22 protein-coding genes are annotated in these 24,415 nt (G+C 44.2%); 7 read left to right on the top strand and 15 right to left on the bottom strand.

Annotated elements, in window-relative coordinates; genetic code table 11:
* Nucleotides 1–71 precede the first annotated feature (71 nt).
* The 3 genes from imuA to L3V32_RS08985 are packed head-to-tail and all read left to right on the top strand — an operon-like array spanning nt 72 to nt 5,274.
* Complete coding sequence (imuA, locus tag L3V32_RS08995; RefSeq protein ID WP_237284133.1) at nt 72–764, top strand: translesion DNA synthesis-associated protein ImuA; 693 nt, start codon at nt 72–74, stop codon at nt 762–764.
* A gap of 4 nt (nt 765–768) precedes the next feature.
* On the top strand, nt 769–2,172 hold the full coding sequence (locus L3V32_RS08990) for a DNA polymerase Y family protein (RefSeq protein ID WP_237284132.1): 1,404 nt from the start codon (nt 769–771) through the stop codon (nt 2,170–2,172).
* Nucleotides 2,173–2,199: 27 nt separating this feature from the next.
* Nucleotides 2,200–5,274, top strand: a complete 3,075-nt coding sequence (locus tag L3V32_RS08985; protein WP_237284131.1) for an error-prone DNA polymerase — start codon at nt 2,200–2,202, stop codon at nt 5,272–5,274.
* A 75-nt stretch (nt 5,275–5,349) separates the two neighbouring features.
* Here the strand turns inward: L3V32_RS08985 and L3V32_RS08980 are convergent, their stop codons facing one another.
* On the bottom strand, nt 5,350–6,303 hold the full coding sequence (locus L3V32_RS08980) for a chemotaxis protein CheV (protein ID WP_005398212.1): 954 nt from the start codon (nt 6,301–6,303) through the stop codon (nt 5,350–5,352).
* A 368-nt stretch (nt 6,304–6,671) separates the two neighbouring features.
* Nucleotides 6,672–7,889, bottom strand: coding sequence for an ROK family protein (locus tag L3V32_RS08975; protein WP_005398213.1), 1,218 nt, complete (start codon nt 7,887–7,889; stop codon nt 6,672–6,674).
* 412 nt (nt 7,890–8,301) lie between these two features.
* On the opposite strand from L3V32_RS08975, the gene pyk reads away from it, so the two are divergent.
* A complete protein-coding gene (gene pyk / locus L3V32_RS08970; RefSeq protein ID WP_005398214.1) occupies nt 8,302–9,744 on the top strand; it encodes a pyruvate kinase in 1,443 nt (480 codons plus the stop codon).
* A 121-nt stretch (nt 9,745–9,865) separates the two neighbouring features.
* Here pyk and L3V32_RS08965 read toward each other — a convergent pair whose 3' ends face one another.
* Together L3V32_RS08965 and L3V32_RS08960 are read right to left on the bottom strand one after the other, a co-directional pair.
* A complete protein-coding gene (locus L3V32_RS08965) occupies nt 9,866–11,017 on the bottom strand; it encodes a patatin family protein (protein ID WP_005398215.1) in 1,152 nt (383 codons plus the stop codon).
* A gap of 44 nt (nt 11,018–11,061) precedes the next feature.
* Nucleotides 11,062–11,154 (bottom strand): YnhF family membrane protein, encoded by a 93-nt coding sequence (locus L3V32_RS08960; protein ID WP_005372970.1) that lies wholly within the window; start codon nt 11,152–11,154, stop codon nt 11,062–11,064.
* A 127-nt stretch (nt 11,155–11,281) separates the two neighbouring features.
* On the opposite strand from L3V32_RS08960, the gene L3V32_RS08955 reads away from it, so the two are divergent.
* From L3V32_RS08955 to L3V32_RS08945, 3 genes are all read left to right on the top strand, one after another.
* Nucleotides 11,282–11,872 (top strand): outer membrane beta-barrel protein, encoded by a 591-nt coding sequence (locus L3V32_RS08955; protein ID WP_005398217.1) that lies wholly within the window; start codon nt 11,282–11,284, stop codon nt 11,870–11,872.
* Nucleotides 11,873–12,442: 570 nt separating this feature from the next.
* A complete protein-coding gene (locus L3V32_RS08950) occupies nt 12,443–13,909 on the top strand; it encodes a sodium-dependent transporter (protein WP_199804038.1) in 1,467 nt (488 codons plus the stop codon).
* Nucleotides 13,906–14,001 (top strand): MetS family NSS transporter small subunit, encoded by a 96-nt coding sequence (locus L3V32_RS08945; RefSeq protein WP_005372963.1) that lies wholly within the window; start codon nt 13,906–13,908, stop codon nt 13,999–14,001. The genes L3V32_RS08950 and L3V32_RS08945 overlap by 4 nt, the downstream gene beginning before the upstream one ends.
* Nucleotides 14,002–14,062: 61 nt before the next feature.
* Here the strand turns inward: L3V32_RS08945 and L3V32_RS08940 are convergent, their stop codons facing one another.
* The 11 genes from L3V32_RS08940 to fabD form a co-directional block, all read right to left on the bottom strand.
* Nucleotides 14,063–14,464: a hypothetical protein gene (locus tag L3V32_RS08940; RefSeq protein ID WP_005396996.1), complete on the bottom strand. Its 402-nt coding sequence runs from the start codon at nt 14,462–14,464 to the stop codon at nt 14,063–14,065.
* 210 nt (nt 14,465–14,674) lie between these two features.
* Nucleotides 14,675–16,105: a PTS glucose transporter subunit IIBC gene (gene ptsG / locus L3V32_RS08935; RefSeq protein ID WP_006743155.1), complete on the bottom strand. Its 1,431-nt coding sequence runs from the start codon at nt 16,103–16,105 to the stop codon at nt 14,675–14,677.
* A gap of 444 nt (nt 16,106–16,549) precedes the next feature.
* Nucleotides 16,550–17,317, bottom strand: coding sequence for a TatD family hydrolase (locus L3V32_RS08930; protein ID WP_005396993.1), 768 nt, complete (start codon nt 17,315–17,317; stop codon nt 16,550–16,552).
* Nucleotides 17,308–18,270, bottom strand: a complete 963-nt coding sequence (locus tag L3V32_RS08925) for a DNA polymerase III subunit delta' (protein ID WP_152811897.1) — start codon at nt 18,268–18,270, stop codon at nt 17,308–17,310. The genes L3V32_RS08930 and L3V32_RS08925 overlap by 10 nt, the downstream gene beginning before the upstream one ends.
* 27 nt (nt 18,271–18,297) lie before the next feature.
* Nucleotides 18,298–18,930 (bottom strand): dTMP kinase, encoded by a 633-nt coding sequence (gene tmk / locus L3V32_RS08920; protein ID WP_031780597.1) that lies wholly within the window; start codon nt 18,928–18,930, stop codon nt 18,298–18,300.
* On the bottom strand, nt 18,927–19,943 hold the full coding sequence (gene mltG / locus L3V32_RS08915) for an endolytic transglycosylase MltG (RefSeq protein WP_150919136.1): 1,017 nt from the start codon (nt 19,941–19,943) through the stop codon (nt 18,927–18,929). Before mltG ends, tmk begins: the two co-directional genes overlap by 4 nt.
* A complete protein-coding gene (gene pabC, locus L3V32_RS08910) occupies nt 19,940–20,755 on the bottom strand; it encodes an aminodeoxychorismate lyase (protein WP_170902938.1) in 816 nt (271 codons plus the stop codon). Before pabC ends, mltG begins: the two co-directional genes overlap by 4 nt.
* A gap of 107 nt (nt 20,756–20,862) precedes the next feature.
* Nucleotides 20,863–22,113 carry a beta-ketoacyl-ACP synthase II gene (fabF, locus tag L3V32_RS08905; RefSeq protein ID WP_237284130.1) on the bottom strand — a complete coding sequence of 417 codons (1,251 nt, stop codon included), beginning with the start codon at nt 22,111–22,113 and terminating at the stop codon, nt 20,863–20,865.
* Between the two features lie 93 nt (nt 22,114–22,206).
* The gene (acpP, locus tag L3V32_RS08900) at nt 22,207–22,440 is read right to left on the bottom strand and encodes an acyl carrier protein (RefSeq protein ID WP_004406112.1); all 234 of its coding nucleotides are present in this window, start codon (nt 22,438–22,440) and stop codon (nt 22,207–22,209) included.
* Between the two features lie 246 nt (nt 22,441–22,686).
* Nucleotides 22,687–23,421, bottom strand: coding sequence for a 3-oxoacyl-ACP reductase FabG (gene fabG / locus L3V32_RS08895; RefSeq protein ID WP_031780596.1), 735 nt, complete (start codon nt 23,419–23,421; stop codon nt 22,687–22,689).
* Between the two features lie 46 nt (nt 23,422–23,467).
* Nucleotides 23,468–24,391 (bottom strand): ACP S-malonyltransferase, encoded by a 924-nt coding sequence (fabD, locus tag L3V32_RS08890; protein WP_012841591.1) that lies wholly within the window; start codon nt 24,389–24,391, stop codon nt 23,468–23,470.
* Nucleotides 24,392–24,415 lie beyond the last annotated feature (24 nt).

Here is a 24,415-nt window from a genome sequence, read left to right as displayed (position 1 = left end):
TTTCTCTCTTCATAAAAATCTTGCGACTTTCTTCCATAGAAATATACTGTACATATATACAGGTATTTATTATGCACGATATTATTCAGCACTTAAAAAGCCAGCACCTTGTTTGGCAAGCAAATTTAACGAAAACAGATCCTCAGCAGTTGCGGACTAGTTCCGGGTTTTCTGAATTAGATGATTTGCTCGGCGGAGGCTTTCCACCTCACGGCGTAGTGGAGATGGAATCTATTGGTAGTATTGGTGAATTGCGTTTGCTCGCTCCTTATTTAAAAGCCACTCAGACCAATGGTGTGACTGCATTTATTCAACCTCCCGCGTTAGTGAATTCTCTGTTCTTACACTACATCGGTTTGGATATAAACCAAGTGTGGGTCGTCACTCCAACTCACCCTAAAGATGCTCTTTGGGCTGCAGAGCAATGTCTGAAAAGTGGGGTATGCAGTAATGTTTTATTATGGCAAGAAGAGCTTGAAATACATCAAGTGAAACGCTTACAGGTAGCGAGTGAACAAGGCACTTGTCCTCTATTTATGCTCAAGCCTAATATGACAAACCGCTTGTCTTTACCTGTTTCATTAAGCCTAAAGCTGCAAGGTAATGTACAAGGCGTCAGAGTGGAAGTTCTCAAGCGAAAAGGTGGTTGGAGCAAAGGCAGTGTCGATATCAGTTTCCAACACCATTACCCGCAACTGGTGAAACCATCATCTGAAACTCTGCACTCGACTGTGGTCAATTTCCCACTGGCGAACCAAGGTTAGTGATATGGCTTTGTGGATTTACTTGCACTTCCCTCGCCTACAGCTAGACGCACTCTTTGGTGATAACCAAGATCAACCCGTGGTGATTGTCGAAAGCCAACGTTGTCAGATCATTCAATACAACGAGATTGCCGAACAACAAGGTATTAAGCCTGGTATGGGCTTAGGCAGTGCTGCGTCCTTGTGTCGAGATTTACAAGTGCACCCTTATCATCCACAAACCGAATTAAATAAATTACAAGAGGTAGCTCAGTGGTTGTATTTGATCACATCTGACGTTGTGTTGATGCCAAACCAAGGTATTTTGCTACGTGCCACACCGATGCTCACCCTATATGAAGGGTTGGACAATTACTGGAATAAAGTCAGTAATCACTTAACTAAACTGCAGTTAAGCTTTCAATTTGGTTGTGGCTTTTCACCTCTGTCGGCCAAGTTAATGGCATTGGCAGGAGCGAATGTGCTTAGTGACGATAAATCTCTTATCGAACAAATGTTATTCCCATTACCGCTGCCTCTAACCGATTTATCGAGCTCTATAGTTGAAAAGCTGCATCGCGTAGGCGTTACTTCCTTAAAAGGGTTACTTGAACTGCCATTGCAAGACATCGCACGACGCTTTGATATCGATTTGGTGAACTACGTTGGTCGACTGACAGGGCAGTTCAAGCATCCTGTAGACTTTTATCACCCGACCGAATCCTTCCAAGTTTATTTAGAGCTGTTATTTGAGCTCGAAAACGTCCAGTGGATTGAAAAGCCGCTGGCCAAGTTACTTCGTCAACTCGAAACCTTTCTTAAATTAAGAGATAAGGTCGCTTTTGAGCTGTGTTTAACACTCCACCAGCGTGAGAAACAAGAGCAACACCTTCAACTCACTTCTGCGCAAGGTGATTACCTATGTCAGCGTTGGCAGCAGTTAGCGAGTTTAAGCTTAGAGCCACTCTCGCTCAATGGCCCAGTCACAGGGCTAACGTTAAAAGTCGTCCGTCAAGGTGAGCCTATTAGTGCATCACGCGATCTCTTTGCTGGGCAAAAAGGGAACATGAATGCTTTAGAGCTGCTCTCTTTACTGCAAGCTAAATTGGGAAAAAGTGCCGTGTTAAAACCCAACATCGCTTGCGATCCTAGACCAGAAAAGGCCAGTCAGTATCGCCCTGCTGATGCTCCAGATGAAAAGGAGCACGCCATACCATCCATACTACGCCCCGCAATGCAATTGCCCACTCCCATTGCATTGCAAGAGCAAGTCTCTTTGGTCCACGGACCTGAGCGAATCGTTTCTGGATGGTGGGATGGTGATGAGATCATGCGTGATTACTACATTGCACACACCAAGCAAGGCCGCTGGTTATGGATATTTCGCGATCAGCACAAGCACTGGTTTCTTCATGGCTATTTTTGTTAAATCGACAGTTATTTTTGTTGGATCATTATGAGTTACGCGGAACTATTTTGTCAGTCTAACTTCTCTTTTTTGACTGGGGCTTCTCATGCAGAAGAACTGGTACTCCAAGCTGCTTTCTATCGCTATCAAGCTCTAGCCATAACTGATGAATGTTCGGTCGCGGGCGTTGTCAAAGCCCATGCGACCATCGAACAACATAAACTCGATATCAAACAAATCGTTGGAAGTATGTTTTGGTTAAATGATGAATGCCAAATCGTACTGCTTTGCCCTTGTCGCAAGGCTTATGCCGAGTTGTGTCGTATCATCACAAACGCAAGAAGACGAAGTGAAAAAGGCAACTATCAACTGTTCGAATGGGATTTGATGTCGATTCGACATTGCTTGGTATTGTGGCTGCCCACACATCAAGAGAGTGACCACTATTGGGGACGCTGGCTCAATCAACACCACGCTAATCGTTTGTGGGTAGCGATTCAGCGCCATTTGAGTAACAACGATACTGAGTACATTGCGCACTGCGAGCAGTTAGCACATGAATTTCAATTACCTATAACTGCCTGCGGAGGCGTTCTCATGCATGATGTTGAACGCTTGCCATTACAGCATGTACTTACCGCTATAAAGCATGGGTGTAGCGTCGATAAACTCGGTTTTGATCGTATTTCGAATACAGAACGAGCGCTTCGTCCTTTTAAAAAACTGGTTCGGATTTACAAACCAGAATGGCTGGAAGAAAGTACTTACATCGCCGATTTATGCGAGTTTAAGCTCTCCGATTTAAAATACGAATATCCTACCGAGCTGATCCCAGATGGTTATACACCCGACTCTTACTTACGTATGTTAGTCGAGCGTGGTAAAAAGCTGCGTTTTCCTGAAGGCGTGCCAGCAGAAGTCAATCAAACCATCGAGAATGAACTTGCGCTTATTCAAGAGCTGAAATACCACTACTACTTCCTTACCATCCATGACATCGTAATGTTCGCGAAACAACAAGGCATTCTTTACCAAGGTCGAGGTTCCGCCGCAAACTCTGTGGTGTGCTATTGCCTGGAAATTACCGCCGTCGACCCTCGACAAATCGCAGTCTTATTCGAACGATTTATCAGTAAAGAACGTAGGGAACCGCCGGATATTGATGTGGACTTTGAACACGAGCGCCGTGAAGAGGTTATCCAATATATTTACAAAAAATATGGCCGTGAGCGTGCAGCACTTGCTGCAACAGTGATCAGCTATCGCTTTAAAAGTGCCGTGCGTGAAGTCGGTAAAGCGCTAGGGATTGAAGAGACCCAATTAGATTTTTTCATTAAGAACGTTAATCGCCGAGATCGCAGCCAAGGCTGGCAAGCTCAAATTATTGAACTTGGCTTACAACCAGAATCTCTCAAAGGGCAGCAGTTTATCCAATTGGTCAACGAGATAATTGGCTTCCCACGCCACTTATCTCAGCACGTGGGTGGTTTTGTAATTTCATCTGGCCCTTTATATGAGTTAGTACCTGTTGAAAATGCCTCGATGGAAGATCGCACTATCATTCAATGGGACAAAGACGATTTAGAAAGCTTGAAGCTATTAAAAGTCGATGTGCTCGCACTCGGCATGTTAAACGCCATCAGAAAGTGCTTTCAACTGGTCGAGAAACACCACCAGCGCTCCCTCTCTATTTCCGAGATCACTCGCCGACAAGATGATCCACACGTGTACCGCATGATTCAAAAGGCCGACACGATAGGCGTATTCCAAATTGAATCTCGTGCACAAATGAGCATGCTCCCTCGCTTAAAGCCCGCTTGTTATTACGATTTAGTGATTCAAATTGCGATTGTTCGTCCAGGCCCTATTCAGGGTGATATGGTGCATCCTTTTTTAAAACGGCGTGATCACAAAGAGCCTGTCAGTTATCCATCGGAAGAAGTAAAAAGCGTTCTTGAGCGGACTATGGGCGTCCCAATTTTCCAAGAGCAAGTCATCAAGCTAGCCATGGTAGCAGCTGGGTTTAGCGGCGGCGAGGCCGATCAACTCCGTCGAGCAATGGCATCATGGAAAAAGAATGGCGATCTGGCTAAATTCAGGCCAAAACTGATCAATGGTATGCAAGAGAGAGGTTATGACTTAGCGTTTGCTGAGCGCATTTTCGATCAGATTTGCGGCTTTGGTGAGTACGGCTTCCCTGAAAGTCATTCAGCGTCTTTCGCAGTGCTGGCATATTGTTCTGCATGGTTAAAATATTATTACCCAGCAGAATTTTACACTGCACTGTTGAACAGCCAACCAATGGGATTTTATAGCCCATCGCAATTAGTACAAGATGCTCGCCGACATGGAGTCGAAGTATTGCCGGTGTGCGTCAATCATTCAAAATATCAGCATCATCTCGTCTCACGCCCGAATGGCAGGCTCGGCGTGCAACTTGGTTTTCGCTTGGTGAAAGGCTTTAACGCAGAAAGTGCGCAAAGGCTTATTGAGCGCAAACCACTTAATGGTTACCGCTCGATTCAAGAAGTAAAGCAGATATTAAGAAGCCGAAGTGACATTGAATTATTGGCTTCAGCCAATGCATTTCAGATCCTATCGGGGAATCGTTATAACGCACGCTGGGCAGCAATGGATTCCTTATCTGACCTACCATTGTTTCACAAGGTCGAAGAACCCAGTGTTAGCTACCAAACTCAGCCCTCAGAATATGAAAATTTAATTGAGGATTACGCGAGTACAGGACTATCTCTTAGCCGCCACCCGATTAAATTATTAGAAGAAACGGGCAAACTCCCTCATTTTACCCGCATGAGGCAATTGGCAGAGAAACCGCATAGGTCATTGGTCACAGTGGTAGGCGTGGTAACGGGAAGACAATCTCCAGGCACCGCCGCTGGCGTGACATTTTTTACGTTAGAAGATGACACTGGCAACATTAATGTGGTCGTTTGGCAAGCGACAGCACGAGCCCAAAAGCAAGCGTATTTAGGCGCTAAAGTATTAATGGTGAAAGGCATTCTTGAAAGAGAGGGAGAAGTCACGCACGTTATTGCTGGCAAGTTGATTGATTGCACGCACTATTTGAATAATTTACAAAGTAAATCTCGCGACTTTCATTAGTACAGAGATATTAATAAGCGAGGCGTTAAAAAATCAGAGGGAGAGCTGCTCCCCCTCTGATTTCACTATATCTAATCATGCACTTTTAGAAAGCATCTGGCGTAATCGGTCTTGAGCAACTTCAACCAACAGGTCTGGTTGGAATTTAGAGATAAAACGATCACAACCTACTTTTTGTACCATGGCTTCATTAAAGCTGCCGCTCAGAGAAGTGTTCAACGTAATAAACAACTTAGACATACGTGGATCTTGGCGCACTTCATGAGTCAGTTTATAACCGTCCATTTCAGGCATTTCAGCATCCGTAATCATCATCAACAGCTCTTTTTCTACGTCTTTCCCTTCATCACACCAGCGTTTTAAAACTGTTAACGCTTCTAGTCCGTCACGACACTCGATGATATTCATACCCAATTGAGAAAGCGTATCGCGAACTTGATTACGAGCTGTAGATGAATCATCCACAATCAGAACATTACGCCCGACCATTGCTTGGGCAAGTTCTTGATCCAGAATGTCCGCTGAAATCGTGACATCGTAATGCACGATCTCTGCTAAAACTTTTTCAACGTCAATAATTTCGACAATTTGAGAGGCATCCCCCTCTTTGATTTGCGTGATAGCTGTGAGGTAATTCGAGCGACCAGACGTGGAAGGAGGCGGCTGAATTTCAGTCCATGCCGTATTAATAATGTTTTTAACCGGACCGACTAAGAAGCCCTGCACCGTACGGTTGTACTCTGTCACGATCAAATTTTCTTCTTCCGCTTCACCACGCAAAGCTGGGAAACCTATTGCGCCACGCAAATCAATCACTGGCACCGCTTCACCTCGTAAAGAAGCGACCCCACGAATGTTGTAGTGTGAGCCAGGAAGCTTGGTTAACGGTGGCAGCTTGATGACCTCTTTCACTTTGAACACATTAATCGCAAACAATTGGCGACTATTTAAAGTGAACAGCAGAAGCTCTAGTCGGTTTTCACCAACCAAGTTCGTACGCTGGTCAACCGTATTTAACACTCCGGACATACTACTACCTAAATTATGGATAATTCTTATTTACTCGAAATCAATACAGACACATTAAGGTTCTAAGCCCAAGTAACCTTAAGATATTTGTTTTTCGAGCATGGCTTGAAAGTACAACGGTTTCAGCGCATTACTTCCCTTCTATTTGTATCAGACACAAAGTCACTCTACACATTGAAAGCCATTTGGGTTTATTTACTTGAGCTTTTTAGGAAATTACATGAATGGCGCAGATATAGCAATGCAGCACAACTCAAATTCACCTTCTAGTAATAGGCGATCAAAAAGGGTGAGCTGTTAAGCCTCACCCTAAATCATCTAAAAATGTATAGGCTCGACACCTAAACACTTAATCATATTTGAAGCAATTAGCCTTCCACAACCTTCATCAATAACTGACCATCGTACAACGCTTGCTTGATCAACGCGGCACCAGGCATTGTTGCTTGCTTATAGAAACGAGATTCCACCAGCTCAAGATCTTGGTGATAAACCGGTAAACTCTGCTCTTCGATACAGCGACGCACCGCAGGATAAAGTACATCTTTTGCTTGGTTAATCACACCACCGATCAAGATCTTCTCAGGGTTAAATAAGTTGATCACAATAGCTATTGCAGAGCCTAAATAGCGTCCAAGCTTTTCAATCACATCAACTGCCAACGGATCACCATTCGCTGCCGCTTCACAAATGCTCTCAATACTCATTTCTTCTTGCTCAGCAAGAATAGAGTCTTCGCCATCAGCAATTCGTCTTACGACTTCTTCACGAATGGCTTGAGAACTGGCAACGGTTTCCAAACAACCAATGTTGCCACAATGACAACGTTTTCCATTTGGATCGATTTGAATATGCCCAAGCTCACCAATGTTGCCGTGACGGCCTTGCAAAACGCGCCCATCCAGAATGATGCCGGCACCTAAACCATGGTGAATAGAGATAAGAACAGAGTTGTCATTGTCTTGAGAGTGGCCGAAAAGCTTTTCTGCTAATGCCCAAGCTCGCGTGTCATTGGCAATGAAAACTGGCAAGCCCGTTGCTTTATATATCTCTGGTCCAAGAGCAAGATTTTCGACATTGTAATGAGGCATTTGCAGCACGACACCTTGCTCTGAATTCACAAGGCCAGGCAGCGTAATTGCAATACTGGTAACACGGTCAAGTTGATCCGCGTAAGTTTGGAAGAATTCATCAATTTCGTAGAGCAGACGCTCAAGCACATCGTCTTGGTCACGTTCGTGTATCTCGATTTTAGTATCGATCAACACATCGCCACCTAGCTCATGCAGAGCAATAGTTAAATAACCTCGCCCCAAACGCATTGACAGAAATTGCCACCCTTCGTTGTTGACCTGCAAACCGACGGCAGGTCGACCACGACTCGTCGCTTCTTGTACTGTGGTTTCATGAATCAAGTGCGCTTCAATTAATTCTCGAGTGATTTTGGTGATACTGGCAGGAGCAAGCTCACTCTGCTTGGACAAATCAATTCGAGAAATAGGACCTTTTAGGTCAATTAGTTTATATACACGACCAGCATTGACCTGTTTGATATGATCAATATGGCCCGGTTGAGCCATGTACATCTTGCACTCCGAAATTCTATAACGAGACAATTTTTTTACTTTGCGAACTAATTGTGAAGTGAATTAATAAATCCCCGTGACAAGCATCACGTATAAACCTGTTTGTTTGTGTATTCAATCAAATAACGAAGAATCTACTCCTGTTAAATTGTTTGAAAAATAACTTATTTTTATTCACTAAATTATGAAGTAACTCCTGTTACAACAGCGCATTCTCTTCAATAGAGGCTGAAGCCTATGGAATATCTGTCTGTTTTACCGGGATTACTCTTAATGTAAACATTCTGTGCATATACTTATTCTCAAGCAGCTTTAAGGTGTGGGCTCAGCAACGAGGCAGACCTTGAGAGCGATTGAGGAAAGTAAGGATAGAGTTCAAGTTACCTTTACACATACATTCATCGGAGAATCTATGACTTCCAAACTAAGACGAACAAAAATTGTCACCACGCTTGGTCCTTCAACGGATAAGGACAATGTACTTGAGGAGATCATCAAAGCCGGTGCAAACGTTGTCCGTATGAATTTCTCACATGGAACCAGTGAAGACCACATTCAACGCGCCAAAAAAGTCCGTACCATTGCGGCAAAGCTTGGGCGTCAAGTTGCTATCCTCGGCGACTTGCAAGGCCCAAAAATCCGCGTATCGACCTTTAAAGACGGCCAAGTCATGTTGAATGTGGGCGACAAATTCACATTAGACAGTGATTTACCAAAAGGTGAAGGCAACCAAGAGTCCGTAGGGCTAGATTATAAAGAACTGCCGCAAGATGTGTCACCAAACGACATTCTGTTACTCGATGATGGACGCGTTCAACTGCAAGTCACCAGCGTCGAAGGCAATAAAGTTCATACCCGTGTGATTGTTGGTGGTCCACTATCTAATAATAAAGGGATCAACAAAAAAGGCGGCGGATTGTCAGCCGATGCGCTCACAGAGAAAGATAAAGCCGACATTCTTACCGCCGCAGAAATTCAAGTGGACTACCTTGCTATTTCGTTCCCACGTAACGGCGAAGACATGCATTACGCTCGACGCCTAGCCAGAGATGCAGGCCTTGAAGCCATGTTGGTGGCTAAAGTCGAACGAGCAGAAACCGTCGCAACTAATGAGTCTATTGACGATATTATTCTCGCATCCGATGTGGTGATGGTTGCGCGTGGCGATCTGGGTGTAGAAATCGGCGATCCTGAACTTATTGGCGTCCAGAAAAAACTGATTCGCCGCGCACGCAGTTTAAACCGCATCGTAATTACTGCGACACAAATGATGGAGTCCATGATTACTAGCCCGATGCCGACGCGTGCTGAAGTGATGGACGTGGCCAATGCGGTTCTAGACGGCACTGACGCAGTGATGCTGTCTGGAGAGACCGCAGCAGGTAAATACCCTGTAGAAACGGTCAAATCCATGGCCGAGGTATGTGTGGGCGCAGAAAAAATGTCTGAGGCAAGCCTATCCACTTATCGCTTAGATCGCACCTTCGAAACCGCTGAAGAAACCATCGCAATGGCAACCATGTACTCTGCGAATCACATGGAAGGAATTAAAGCGATGATCTCGTTAACAGAATCTGGCAGGACTGCGTTGATGATGTCTCGCTTAAGCTCTGGCTTACCAATATTTGCCTTATCACGTAATGAATCCACGCTCAATCGAGCTGCACTATACCGAGGCGTGACACCGGTATATTTCGAGTCAAAAAGTGATGCAGGTTTACCGACAGCTCAAGCTGCGATTGCCAGCCTTAAAGAACAAGGGTTCTTGCACAAGGGTGATTTAGTCATGATAACTCAAGGCGATGTAATGGATGTCGTTGGTTCAACCAACTGCATGCGAATTCTGCAAGCATAACCTTTATACCTAACCCTATTAACCATAGAGATTAGGTACGCACACGAATGAGGCTCCGAAAACGGAGCCTCATTTATTTACACCTCACTTTGTATTTAGCGTATGTCGTTAATACAAAAGGTTATGCACTCTCTCTGCCATCAATTTCAATATTCAGTTGGTCATAGAGTTGAACCAGATTAAACCCCGCCTGAAGTCCGAGTTGATAATCATGCTCTAGTGATTCTTGGTCACTTAACAAAGAAGAAGAACGAAGCCCCTCTTTAGGCGCGATTTGTAAAATGAAAGTATCGTCAGGTGGAGCAGATATAAAGGCCTGAGTGAGCTCAAATGTTTGATAGTGAATCATCAGCATGTCGGCTAAACCTGAGTCAAAATTCTCACCGATTAAATGGCTTAGACGATACAAATTATCAGCACCGAACAACCAACGGCCTCCATTCAATAGCATTTTTCCGGCAAGCTTCGACTGATGGGCGGCATTAATTTTTTGTTGGAAGAACGAAGCCCAATCCAACTTCCATCGATTCACTTTTTGCTGCCATGATTGCTGCACCGAATTGATAGACTCTCGATACCACTCGACAGGCACATCCCCTACTTCACTTTGCGCTCTCGCTTCAATCTCCGAGAACGGTTCTGTTCGGATGACAATAATGTTGCGAGCATTCTGACGCCACGCTTCTTGAACAGGGATAGAAGCCGACACACCACCATCAACAAACTTATTGCCATTAACGTCGACAGGTCCGTGGTACAACTTAGGAATCGCGCATGTTGCTAACATGGTGTTAAACCACGTGTCACCCAAGATTGGTAAATATTGATCCGATAGCGTCTCTACATTTGTTACCGCTGCAAACGCACCTCGTCCTCCTAGTGCACTGCGGCCTAAATCAAGATCGAGCTTGTAAGGGAAATCTTGAATCCGCTCTAACGCCCACTCTAAACCCAAGTACTGCTGCTTTCGAATATAACGAAACAGATTAAAAAATTCGGGAGACGTTGTCAGCTCGGTAATAAAAGCTTTGCCCATACCGTGTTGACGACATAAGTAAGAACATAAATTGAGTGCCCCAGCAGAGGTACCGTAGAATTCATCGAAAGGATCAAAGTTGGAAAGTAAAAATGCGTCTAATACGCCAGCGGTAAAAATCCCTCTCTGCCCGCCACCTTGCGTGACTAAAGCAGTTTTTCCATGCCTGAAATGCTCATAAACTTTGACATCAAGCTCAGTGTGGCTTTCTGTGATTATACCGCTGTTACGTATCATAGGCTCACGCCATTTTGTTAAAACACTTAGTAAAAGTAGTTATCTTAAGCCGTTGTAATCGCAATGATGCCAAACGACAAAAGTACTGCAAAAACAGTCACCACGATGATTAACGCGGATTTTAGATCGTGTTCCATAAACACCTCCTTAATATGTAACAAATTAATAACACCAGTGTGAAATATGTTCAAGATTTGCTTAATTTAGTCGCGCAATTTTGACTAACCCATCACAATTAGCTTAGTCATAATAAGGAGATAGGACATGAACCAAAAACTCAGCTGGCTGGTAGGAAGCATACTGCTCAGCACCGCGGTAAGTGCACAAGCCAATATTATCGTTACTCCATTCATAGGCTATACAGGTGGCGGTCAAGTAGAAGACGAAAGTGGCAATACATACGACCTCGATCCCGCAGTGAACTACGCACTTTCAATCGAGACGCCTTTTGAGAAAGGAAGAATTGGATTATTTTACTCCAACCAATCAACAGAACTTGAAAAGTTATCAAATTCGGCAGACATCCATTACCTGCAATTTCAAAGCAGCATGTACTACCCTGTTGCAGAAAACTGGCAAACCTATATTGGTGTTGGCTTGGGAGCCTCTTACACCGATGTTGATTGGGTAGACAAAAAATACGGATTTTCGGCTAGCGCTTTTGCAGGGCTGGAATATGAGTTTTCAAAGAACTTTGCGTTGACAGCCCAATTGAGATGGTTGGGAACGGTCGTTGATAACGATACCTCTGGAGCCTGCACCCTACCTAATGACGGCTCAAACTGCATCATTAAGTTCGATACCGATTGGATGAATCAATTCCAATCAAATATTGGTTTTAGTTTCCGTTTCTAATTTTTTGTACACTTCACTTCGTAGGGCTCTCCGCAAAGAGTGCTGGGCGAGTCCTACACAAAGCAGATAGAAAATATCATCTAAAAATCATCGCTTAGAAAAGTAACGAAGCATTCTCTAGCGGGGTGTGCAAAAGATAGCCGTACGCCCTAGTTCATCAAAATAGTTTTAAACACCAAGTCGATTATTGGATTCTAGTCATTTATTCCATACAACCAACCAATCCCCCACACAAAACCATAATCAAACTCAAATTTAACAAGATTAAAACCAGACAACGCATCTGAGTTAACATTTAGATTCTATTGCGCTAAGTATTATTAGAAGTTAGTCTGATTAGTGAAAACAGATAAATATTTCAGTTTCATCAAACACACATCAAAATTTTAAGATTAATAATCTACTTTCTCTCACAGTAACCAGAATATAGCTCTAGAAAATTATAATAAGCTAGAATTAAGGATAGAAAAGCTGATAGATAACAGCGGTCCTTTCTTCCAACAGTTTACGCAAATATTACTGTGTTACGGAGAGAGCTTCATTCCTCAGGGAGTCGTATAGGAGTCAAATATGAAGCGAGAACAATGGGGATCCCGAGCGGGATTCATCTTAGCAGCAGTCGGGTCTGCTATCGGTTTGGGAAACATTTGGCGTTTTCCATATATGGCCTATGAAAACGGTGGCGGCGCATTTTTTATTCCTTACATTTTCGCCATGATCACGGCCGGTATTCCATTTATGATCCTTGAGTTCAGTATGGGACAAAAGTACCGAGGCTCAGCACCAAAAACGCTAGCGAAAATTCATTCTAAATTTGAATGGCTTGGCTGGTTCCAAGTTGGTGTTGCAGCAGTTATCGCCGTTTACTATGTTGCAGTTATCGGTTGGTCAATTTCTTACTTTGGGTTGTCGTTCACTCAAGGTTGGGGAACCGATACAAACGCATTTTTCTTTAGCGAGTACCTAAAGTTAGGTGACAACTCACCAACAGACTTAGGCAGTATTCAATGGAAGATAGCCTTATCTATGGTGATTGCTTGGGCCATTACTTATACCGCCATTGCCAAAGGCGTGAAATCAGGGATTGAGCGCGCATCTAAAATCATGATGCCAATACTATTCTTGATGGTGATTTTTTTAATCGGACGTATGGTTTTCTTGCCAGGAGCTTTGGATGGCGTTAACTACATGTTTGAACCCGATTTCAGCAAAATTTGGGATGTGAAAGTATGGGCAGCTGCGTACGGTCAGATCTTCTTTACCCTAAGCATCGGCTTCGCGATCATGCTGGCTTACTCTAGTTATCTGCCAGAAAAATCAGACATCACGAATAACGCGTTTATGACCGTGTTGATCAACTGTGGCTTCTCCATCCTAGCTGGTATTATGATCTTCTCTGTCTTGGGTTACATGGCTCAAGAACAAGGTAAACCGCTAACAGAAGTGGTATCTGCAGGCGTTGGCCTTGCTTTTGTTACTTTACCTGCGGCAATTAACTTATTACCCGCACCATATATTCTTGGTCCTCTGTTCTTCTTTGCACTGGTGGTTGCTGGTCTAAGTTCGCACATTTCTATCATGGAAGCCGTAACATCCGCCATCATCGATAAGCTAAACTGGAGCCGAAAAAAAGCTGCAAACGTTGTAATCGGAACTGGTTTTGTGGTTTCTATGGCGTTCGCAACAAATGGCGGTCTATTGCTGCTAGACCTAGTAGACCACTTCGCAAACAACGTTGGCATTATGGTAGGCGGCTTGGTTGAGATTGTATTGATGGCGTGGCTATTGAAACGCGTGCCTGAAGTACGTAATTACGTAAATGAGCGCTCTGATTTCTCTATTGGTCAATGGTTTGAGATCTGTTTACGCTTCGTAACACCGATTATGCTCGCCATTATCTTAGCGACTAAGCTTTATGCTTTATTTACTGAAGGCTACGGTGGTTATGATCTAACTGTAGGCTGGGCACTTATCGCCGCACTATTTATCTTTGGTCTAGTGATTAACGCAGTGAATCGCAAGGAGACAGCGAAATGACAATCAGCGCAATTATTATGATGGTTATTGGTTTAGGTATCACTTGGGGCGGCGCAGCCGTTTGTATCAAGCGAGCCATGGATAAACAATAGCAGTATTGCATTCCAAACAAAAAACGCCGGTATTTACCGGCGTTTTTATGTTTCTTTTATTCTAGAAACTGTATTTGATGCCAACGGCACCACCAAGTTGTAAGTCAGCACCTTTGTAAAGATCTAGCTCTGGGTGTATTTGACCATAAAGATCCCAGCCGCGTGATAAATCCCAGTTCACACCGAGAGGCACACGCACGCCAAACTCATCATCCCATTCATACCAACCACCAACGCCAACATACCAAGTCACAGGCATGTTTTGATCGAATGTTCCACGTTTAGCGATGTAATCAAACGCCATACCATCGTTACCGATAATGCCGCGATACTTATTATCTAACTCAACAACAACACTCAACTGTTGATCGACAGCCATACCAACAGACAAGTTCGTTGGCTCATTTGCCGCCATTGCGGTACTAGAAACTAGTCCTGCTAATAAAATTAATTTGCTCTTCATACACGTTATCAATTATTAAAAAAACATCATGCGCTATTCAAACATAGTGGTGTTTCAATATGTCAACGATGAGTAAGCGCGATGTATGAAAAGACTGGCAAAAGTAAAGATGAGTTTAAGATCACACTCAGAAAGCACTTTTAGCAATGGGAGAGGAACTAAAAAAGGAGGCCGAAGCCTCCTTTTATTCATTGTTATGAATGACGGTGATTAGCCGTGGTTACGGATCCACTCATCCATTTCAGTTTTTAGGTTGTCAGACTTAGTACCGAAGATAGCCTGTACACCACCTGCAACAACTACAACACCAGCAGCGCCAAGTTGTTTCAGTTTGTCTTGGTCAACAGCTGCTGTATCTGCAACCGCGACACGTAGGCGAGTGATACATGCGTCTAGACCAGTAATGTTAGCTTTACCACCGAACGCTGCAACCAGTTCACCACCCATGTCAGAGCCAGAAGTTGCTGCCGCACTTTCTGTTTCATCTTCACGACCAGGAGTTTTTAGGTCAAGTGCTGTGATTACGCCACGGAACACTACGTAGTAAATCACTGCGTATACTAGACCAACAGCAATCATTAGACCCATCTTCTGAGCGTTACCAGATAGAACTAGGAAGTCGATCAGACCGTGAGAGAAAGAAGTACCGTGTACAAAGCCTAGAGTGTTAGAAACAATGTATGCAGAACCAGCTAGTAGAGCGTGGATACCGTATAGTAGTGGAGCAACGAATAGGAATGAGAATTCGATAGGCTCAGTAATACCAGTTAGGAATGAAGTCAGTGCAGCTGACGCCATGATACCCATTACTTTTGCGCGGTTTTCTGGTTTAGCACAGTGAGCAATTGCGATTGCTGCAGCTGGTAGACCAAACATCTTGAACATGTAACCACCCGCTAGCTGACCGAAGCCATTACCAGCAGCACGAGATGCTTCATCAGCAACTAGGTAACAAGTTAGTACGCCGTTTTGAGCTTCACCAGCAGCGTTAACACAAGAACCTGCTTCGAAGAAGAACGGTACGTTCCATACGTGGTGTAGGCCGAATGGGATTAGAGAACGCTCTACAACACCGTAGATACCGAATGCTAGTTGTGGGTTTTGGTGCGCAGCCCAATCAGAGAATGCAGAGATTGCACCGCCAATTGGTGGCCAAATTACAGAAAGGATAACACCAAGGATGATCGCTGCAAAACCAGTGATGATAGGCACTGCACGCTTACCAGCGAAGAAGCCAAGATACTCTGGAAGTTGAATTTTGAAGAAACGGTTGAATGCCCAAGCAGCCACACCACCGACAAGGATACCACCTAGTACACCTGTATCGATTTTCTCAACACCCATAACACCCGCCATTACACCTAGCGTTGCCGTCATGATGCCGTAACCAACGATTGCTGCAAGACCAGCAACACCGTCGTTATTAGTGAAGCCTAGAGCTACACCTACTGCAAATAGAAGTGCCATTTGGCCGAATACTGAACCACCAGCTTGTTCCATAAGATTAGAAACGATCTCTGGAATAAAGCTTAGATGGGCAGCACCCACACCTAATAAAATACCTGCAACTGGTAAAACTGATACTGGAAGCATCAGCGCCTTACCAACTTTTTGCAGGTTAGCAAAAAGGTTCTTAAACATGTTTATGCTCCTGATAAATTTATAAGTATTATTTGGGCACTAACGGCACACCCCCGTAGCCTAAAGGTTAGCACCCAATGAAAATGTAACCACAACTGCATTATATTTTCCGGCTCTAAATATATATTGATGACCCTCAAACTTTCCACACAGTTACGAAATTTAGTTTCAAAACAAGTCTTGGATCACACCCAAAAACAGCTAATGAAAAGGTTTGCATTGCAGTTATATTGCTGTTTTATAAAGAGTTTATTATTTATATAATTAATTTTAAGGCGTAAATAAAATACGCTCCAATGTTATTTTTAGTAACAAAATTACATTTGTGATTTTTGAATGTTATTAAATCAACATTTTTAGTAAACATTAAACTCATGAGTATATCTGTTGTTTTTATCAACAAAAAAGGAGCATGCGCTCCTTTTTTATGCTCTTATTGATTTTTCATCGCAAAAAAAGATTTCGGAAATTTTCGGTGGTTTTTTGTGCCACTTCAGAAAGAGAGCACGATTTGAGTTGCGCAATATAAGAAGCCACCTCGACAACATAAGCAGGTTGATTCTCTTTACCTCGGTGAGGGACTGGAGCCAAGTAAGGAGAATCTGTCTCAATGAGAAGCTTCTCTAGAGGTAGAGTCTTCACCACTTCTTTCAACTCTGTAGCTTGACGGAAAGTGACAATCCCCGAGATAGAAATATAAAACCCCAGCTCAAGTGCAGCTTCAGCAAATGGAAGATCTTCTGTAAAACAGTGGATAACACCACCACATTTCTCCGCCCCACCCTTACGCAAAATATCTAGAGTATCCGCACGTGCGTTTCTGGTATGGATAATTAAAGGTTTGTTAAGCTCCACCGCAAGATCAACGTGTTGCTCAAAACGCTCTTTCTGTAACGCTGCCGTTTCTGGCTTATAATGATAATCCAAGCCTGTTTCACCAATGGCAACGACTTTTTCATTCGATGCGTGGTGACGTAGCACGTCCATCGAAAAGTCGCTTTCAACATCAAGTGGGTGTACACCGCACGAAGCATAAACATTCTCATAAGGCTCAATCATTTCCATCATTTTAGGGAAAGAATCCAGCGTAACTCCCACAGAAAGCAGCTCGGTTACCTTTGCTTGTTTAGCTTTGTTAATAACGTCTTCCACATTGATGTGGAGATCGTCGTAATTCAATTTGTCTAAATGACAATGAGAATCTACGAACATAATACCTCTCGTGATTCAATTAACCAGTTCATTGATAGTAGCTCAAGGTTTAGACCAGGAAAGGCTTGCACCTGAGCTTTGAGGTCCATCAGCGCCTTCGCTGATGAGTACAAACCGTTGTAGTTGTTCGGCTGAAACTTTATAGCGCCAGGAAGCATTTGTGCTTCTGATACACCAAACTGCGCTTTCTGAGCGTCTGTCAGTAAATACCACGCCCAGTCTAGTGATTGCTCCGAGTGTTTAGCCATTAAAGAAGCACACTCAGAAATGTCTGAGGCAGGAGAAGACATCGCCTTAATAAAAGTGCGCTCAAAAGCCAAGTAAGCATCGAGATCGCCATTATTTAACGCATCCAATGTTTTTATAGGAGAGCCCATATTCAGTTTTAAGGCGTAAGCAGGAACTTGCTGCGCCCCTTGTTCGCGCATCCATTGCATCGCTTGTTCCGTTGACGGCGGCGCAACAACCCAGTGTTGGCAACGGCTACGAATCGTTGGAAGCAGGCGCTCCTGATTGTGGGTAACGAGCAAAAACAAGCACTTTGCCCCAGGCTCTTCTAGCGTTTTTAACAATGCATTCGATGCCGATTCATTCATAGAGTCCGCTGGCTCTATAACAAATAGGCGATAACCATTAAGCTGTGATGATTCCTGAGCAAGACGGTTGCAAGCTCGAACTTGGTCCACCGTTATCGCTTTTCCTTCTTTTTCTGGTTTGATCCAGTGTAAATCTGGGTGGTTGTGTGATTGATTTAATTGACAGCTATGACAAAAACCGCACGCTTCACTGGCGTAATTTTGGCAAAGAAGTGCTTGGCTAAAAAACTCGATAAGTTTTTCGATGCCTAAGCCTTGCTCGCTTTGCAATAAAAGCGCACCTGGTACTCTGTCCGACTCTAGCCCTACTTTGAGGTTATCCCATACTGGCTGCAACCATGGATAATCATTTAACATGAGTCACCTAAATTTAAGTTTCACTTATTATTGACGAGCTAACCACTCGTTAAGAGCGTCCCGAATATCACGCGACACGTCTTCGATCGCCTGCTCAGCGTTAATGATAATGATAGAAGGATCAGCATGAGCAATCTCCAAATAACGCTCTCGTGTACGTTCAAAGAAGCTGATATCCATCTTCTCGATACGATCGAGCTCACCACGCCCACGCGCACGCTCAAGCCCAACGCGAGGGTCAATATCCATATAGAGAGTGAAAGCAGGTTTAAAATCACCAAGCGTTGTGTCTCGAAGGTTTTTCATTAGCGACGCGTCAATCTGACGGCCACCACCTTGATAAGCCTGCGACGACATATCGTGGCGGTCACCCACCACCCACTGACCGTTCGCCAAAGCTGGTTTGATCACGTTCTCAACCAACTGGACACGTGCAGCATATAGAAGAAGCAACTCCGTCATGTCTTTAAGTTCTTCGCCTTCATGCTCTTCTTTCACCAGAGCGCGCATCTTTTCTGCTAGCGGCGTGCCTCCTGGCTCACGGGTATTTACGATATTTTCAATACCTGCCGCTTTTAGCGTATCTAAAACGGTTTTAATCGCAGTGCTTTTACCCGCGCCTTCTAGGCCTTCAACGACAATAAAGTTTGCTTTCATCATTTGTTCTTTCTTAGTTCTCTTAAATAGGCTCGAACAGCACGATTGTGCTCTGCAAGGGATTTCGAAAATACGTGTCCGCCCTTTCCACTTGCTACGAAATATAAATAGTTGCTGCTTTCTGGATTCAAAGCAGCTTCAATAGAGGCTTCACCTGCCATCGCGATTGGGGTTGGAGGTAAACCATTGATGGTATAGGTGTTATATGGTGTCGGCGTGCGCAAATCTTTCTTACGAATATTTCCGTCGTAAGCCTCACCCATACCATAAATAACCGTCGGATCCGTTTGTAAACGCATGCGTTTGTTCAATCGGTTGATAAACACAGAAGCGACGCGCTCACGCTCAGAGTCAATGGCCGTCTCTTTCTCGATGATAGACGCCAGAATCAAGGCTTCATATTTGTCTTGCAATGGCAGCTTTTCTTGACGAGCTTCCCAGTTAGCATCCAGAATCTTATTGAGTTTTCGATGCGCTCGTTTTAATAACTGGCTTTCACTTGCACCCGCCGTGTAATGGTAGGTTTCTGCTAAAAACAGTCCTTCAAGCTTTTCTCGCTCAATACCCAACTTTGCTGCCATGTCTTTTTCTGATAGATCGGTTAAGTCATGCTCTAAATAAGGAGCACTTTTCAATTGCTCTACCCACTCAGAAAAGCGGCTGCCTTCAACAAAAGTGATCGCAAACTGGTATTCTTTTCCGGTATTCAGGTGCTCCAATGCTTGCGAAAGCGACATACCAGGCTCTAGTTGATAAGTACCCGCTCGCACTTGCAACAGTTCTGGATATAAGTGAGGTATTAAACGGATGTACTCCGATGTTTCAATTACCTCATCTTCAACTAAGGCGCGCATGACATGATGAAAGCTTGTACCACTTTCTACAGTAAACAGCTGAGGTTGTTCCAATAGAATAGGCCTTTCAACGTATTGTTTAGCCTGTGAAATTATATAAAAAACAGCTGCTGCGCCTATCACTGCGATCAGCACAACAAAAGCCAACAGTTTTTTAATCACGTAGTTAAATTCCCTTGCAGTCGTTGAGTCAATTTTCCTATCGGAAATATAGTCTTAGAGTTAGATGCCACTATGCTGCGAATTGGTGCGACACCTAATATTGAGTTACACATGAAAGCTTCGTCTGCGCTCAGCAAATCTGGAAGTATAAAACGCCCCTCGATGACTTCAATATGACTTACTTTTAGTAACTCAAGCACCTTACGACGCATTACGCCCGCAACGCCAGATAAGGTGAGATCCGGTGTAAATACTTTATTACCTTTAACCCAAAAAAGGTTGGCCATTGTAGTTTCAATGACATGGTTTTGCACATTTAACGTTATTGCATCTGCAAACTCGGTATCGTCGATTTCAGCCTTGGCGAGAATCTGCTCTAAACGGTTGTTGTGCTTGTGTCCAGCAAGTAAAGGTTGAATCCCGAGACGAGTCTCACAAACGCCCAAATCCACGCCTTTTTCTTGCCAAGAAGAGTAATGAGAAGGAAACGCAAAATTGGAGATAGTCACGATAGGGCCTTCAATCCCATTAGGACTATACCCTCGCCCACCAATACCACGGCTAACGTGAATTTTCACCCCAGCTTGTGCATCAGATAAAGCCGCTTTGCTTGCCCAATCACGCACAACTTGCCAGTCAGGGGAAGAGATCTTCAATACGTCAAGGCAGGACTTCATACGCTCAATGTGTTCTTGCCAGTAAACCAACTCTCCGTTTTGGGTCAGAATGGTGGTAAAACCTCCATCACCGTATTGGAATGAGCGATCACCCAGTTCTACATGCGTTTGTGGAACTCCATTTACCCAAAACATTCGCTTACCTTCAAATTAGCAGACAACAAATAAAACAAAACGGCTCAATGCTAAGCATCGAGCCGTTAGAATACAAGTTTCGCTTATCTAAATAAGGTTAGATAGTGTTACTCAGCGAACTTTTTGAAGATCAAAGAACCGTTTGTACCACCAAAGCCAAACGAGTTACAGATAGCGTATTCCATACCTTCAACTTTGCGCGCAGTGTGCGGCACAAGGTCAATGTCTAGACCTTCTTCTGGATCATCAAGGTTAATCGTTGGTGGAGCGATTTGGTCAACCAAAGACATAACCGTGATAATTGCTTCAACAGACCCTGCTGCACCTAATAGGTGACCAGTCATAGACTTAGTTGATGATACAAGTACTTGCTTCGCACCTTCTTCACCAAGAGCACGTTTCACGCCCTTGATTTCTGCAACGTCGCCAGCAGGAGTAGATGTACCGTGAGCATTCACATAACCTACTTGGGTACCTGTGATGTTCGCGTCACGCATTGCCGCTTCCATCGCAAGTGCACCACCAGAGCCATCTTCGCTTGGAGAAGTCATGTGGTAAGCATCACCAGACATACCAAAACCAACCAGTTCTGCGTAAATCTTCGCGCCACGTGCTTTCGCGTGTTCGTACTCTTCAAGCACCATCATGCCAGCACCATCACCTAGAACAAAGCCATCACGGCCTTTATCCCATGGACGAGACGCTTTTTGAGGTTCGTCATTACGAGTAGATAGCGCTTTAGCTGCACCGAAGCCAGCCATGCCAAGAGGCGTAGACGCTTTTTCTGCGCCACCAGCAACCATCGCATCTGCATCGCCGTACGCAATCATTCGTGCAGCATGACCGATGTTATGTAGGCCAGTAGTACATGCTGTAGAAATCGCGATATTTGGACCACGAAGACCACGCATGATAGATAGGTTACCTGCAACCATATTTACGATGGTCGAAGGAACAAAAAATGGGCTAACTTTGCGAGGGCCTTTTTCTACTAATGCAGTGTGACCTGTTTCAATCAGATCTAGACCGCCAATGCCTGAGCCGATAGCAACACCAACTCGAGCCGCATTTTCTTCGGTAATTTGTAAGCCAGAGTTATCAAGAGCTTGAATACCCGCTGCAATGCCGTACTGGATGAAAAGATCCATCTTACGAGCATCTTTTTTAGACATGTACTCTGTGCAATCGAAATCTTTAACAAGACCTGCAAAACGAGTTGAGAAGTTCGTAGCATCAAAGTGCTCGATATTCACGATACCACTTTGACCTTCTAGCAGGGCTTTCCAAGATGATTCTACTGTGTTGCCTACCGGTGACAACATACCCATGCCAGTGACAACTACACGACGCTTGGACACGATATAATTCTCCGGGAATTGAATATTTCTATGAGAGGATAGAAGAAGTTAGAAAGAACACAGGCGGTCTAGGAGACCGCCTGGGAGAGCTAATTACTGAGCGCTGTTTACGTAGTCGATTGCAGCTTGAACAGTAGTGATCTTCTCAGCTTCTTCGTCAGGAATCTCAGTGTCGAATTCCTCTTCTAGAGCCATAACTAGTTCTACAGTGTCTAGAGAATCAGCACCTAGATCGTCAACGAAAGAAGCTTCGTTTTTAACTTCTGCTTCGTCTACACCTAGCTGTTCAACAATGATTTTCTTTACGCGTTCTTCGATGTTGCTCATTTTTCTTTTCCTTTACAGATTTCGCCTAATGCGATGATTCCGTAGTTTATTCGAACTATTGAAAGTTGCAAGGGGGTCCTTGCTGGTCAAACCACAAAATTAGCGAATTTAACCGAATTTCAATACATTTTTGACTTAAATCATGCACAAATCTTGCGCATAAGCATGACAAGTTCATGACAGTTAACTGCAACTATAGGCTATTTTTCACAATGTAAAATAGCTTATTTTGCACAAACTGTCGCATTAAACCATGTACATGCCACCATTTACATGCAAAGTTTCACCAGTAATGTACGCTGCTTCAGGAGAAGCAAGGAAAACTACTGCTGATGCAATTTCACGTGGGTCACCTAAACGACCAGCTGGCACGTTCGACAACGTTGCCGCACGTTGCTCATCATTTAGTGCCTTTGTCATGTCAGTTTCGATGAAACCAGGGGCAACAGTGTTCACTGTTACACCACGAGACGCAACTTCACGAGCCATTGATTTAGTAAAACCAATCACGCCCGCTTTCGCTGCTGCGTAGTTAGTTTGACCTGCGTTACCCATGGTACCAACAACAGAGCCTACGTTGATGATACGACCCGCACGTTTTTTCATCATGCCGCGTAAAACCGCTTTAGACATGCGGTAGATAGGCGTTAGGTTGGTATCGATGATGTCGTTCCACTCATCATCTTTCATACGCATCAATAGGTTGTCACGAGTAATACCAGCGTTATTCACCAGAATATCGATCACACCAAATTCTTCGTTGATCGTTTTTAGTGTCGCTTCGATAGACTCGACATCAGTCACGTTAAGAGCTAGGCCTTTACCGTTATCACCAAGATACTCGCTGATAGCTGCAGCGCCACTTTCAGAAGTAGCCGTACCGATAACCGTCGCACCGCGCTCTACAAGAAGTTCCGCGATCGCGCGGCCAATACCACGGCTTGCGCCGGTAACTAGCGCGATCTTACCTTCTAGATTCATCATGTTGTGTTTCCTTTTCTTATCGCAAGTTTTATCGCTTGATGGATTACTTCGCCGCGTCTAGCGACGCAACATCATTCACTGCTGCTGCAGTTAGCGTTTTCACGATACGTTTTGTTAGACCTGTTAAAACCTTACCAGGACCAAGCTCAAGAAGCTGTTCTACCCCTTGCTCGTGCATAAGCTCGACTGTTTCAGTCCAGCGAACTGGGCTATGTAGCTGACGAACAAGCGCATCTTTGATTTTTGCAGGATCTGTCTCAGCGACCACATCAACGTTGTTGATAACTGGAAGCTGTGGTGAGTTAAATTCGATAGACTCAAGAGCTACTGCAAGTTTTTCCGCTGCTGGCTTCATAAGCGCACAGTGTGATGGAACTGAAACAGGAAGAGGAAGCGCACGTTTCGCACCAGCTTCTTTACATAGTGCTCCCGCACGCTCTACTGCATCTTTGCTACCCGCGATAACTACCTGACCAGGCGAGTTAAAGTTTACTGGAGAGACCACTTCACCTTGCGCTGCGTCTTCACACGCTTTTGCAATCGCATCATCAGCCAAACCGATAATCGCGTACATAGCGCCAGTACCTGCTGGTACCGCCTCTTGCATTAGCTTACCGCGTAATTCAACCAGCTTGATTGCTTCTTTAAAGTCAATCACACCCGCACATACAAGTGCTGAATACTCACCTAGGCTGTGACCGGCTAGGTTTGCTGGTTGCTCTAAACCAAGCTCCTGCCATACACGCCAGATTGCAACAGATGAAGCTAGCAAAGCTGGTTGAGTGCGGAAAGTCTCGTTTAAATCTTCTGCAGGTCCATTTTGAACAAGCGCCCATAGATCGTAACCTAGTGCGTCAGATGCTTCTGCAAATGTTTGTTTTACTACGTCATATTGTTCGCCAAGTTCTGCAAGCATACCTACAGCTTGAGAACCTTGACCTGGAAATACGATAGCAAACTTGCTCATGTTGTTTTCCTTTAAGCAAAGTAA

Source organism: Vibrio sp. J2-4 (assembly GCF_021728155.1).
GTDB lineage: Bacteria > Pseudomonadota > Gammaproteobacteria > Enterobacterales > Vibrionaceae > Vibrio > Vibrio diabolicus.
The sequence above is the reverse complement of the archived record's forward strand: the minus strand, read 5'-3'. Positions and strand labels throughout refer to the sequence as shown.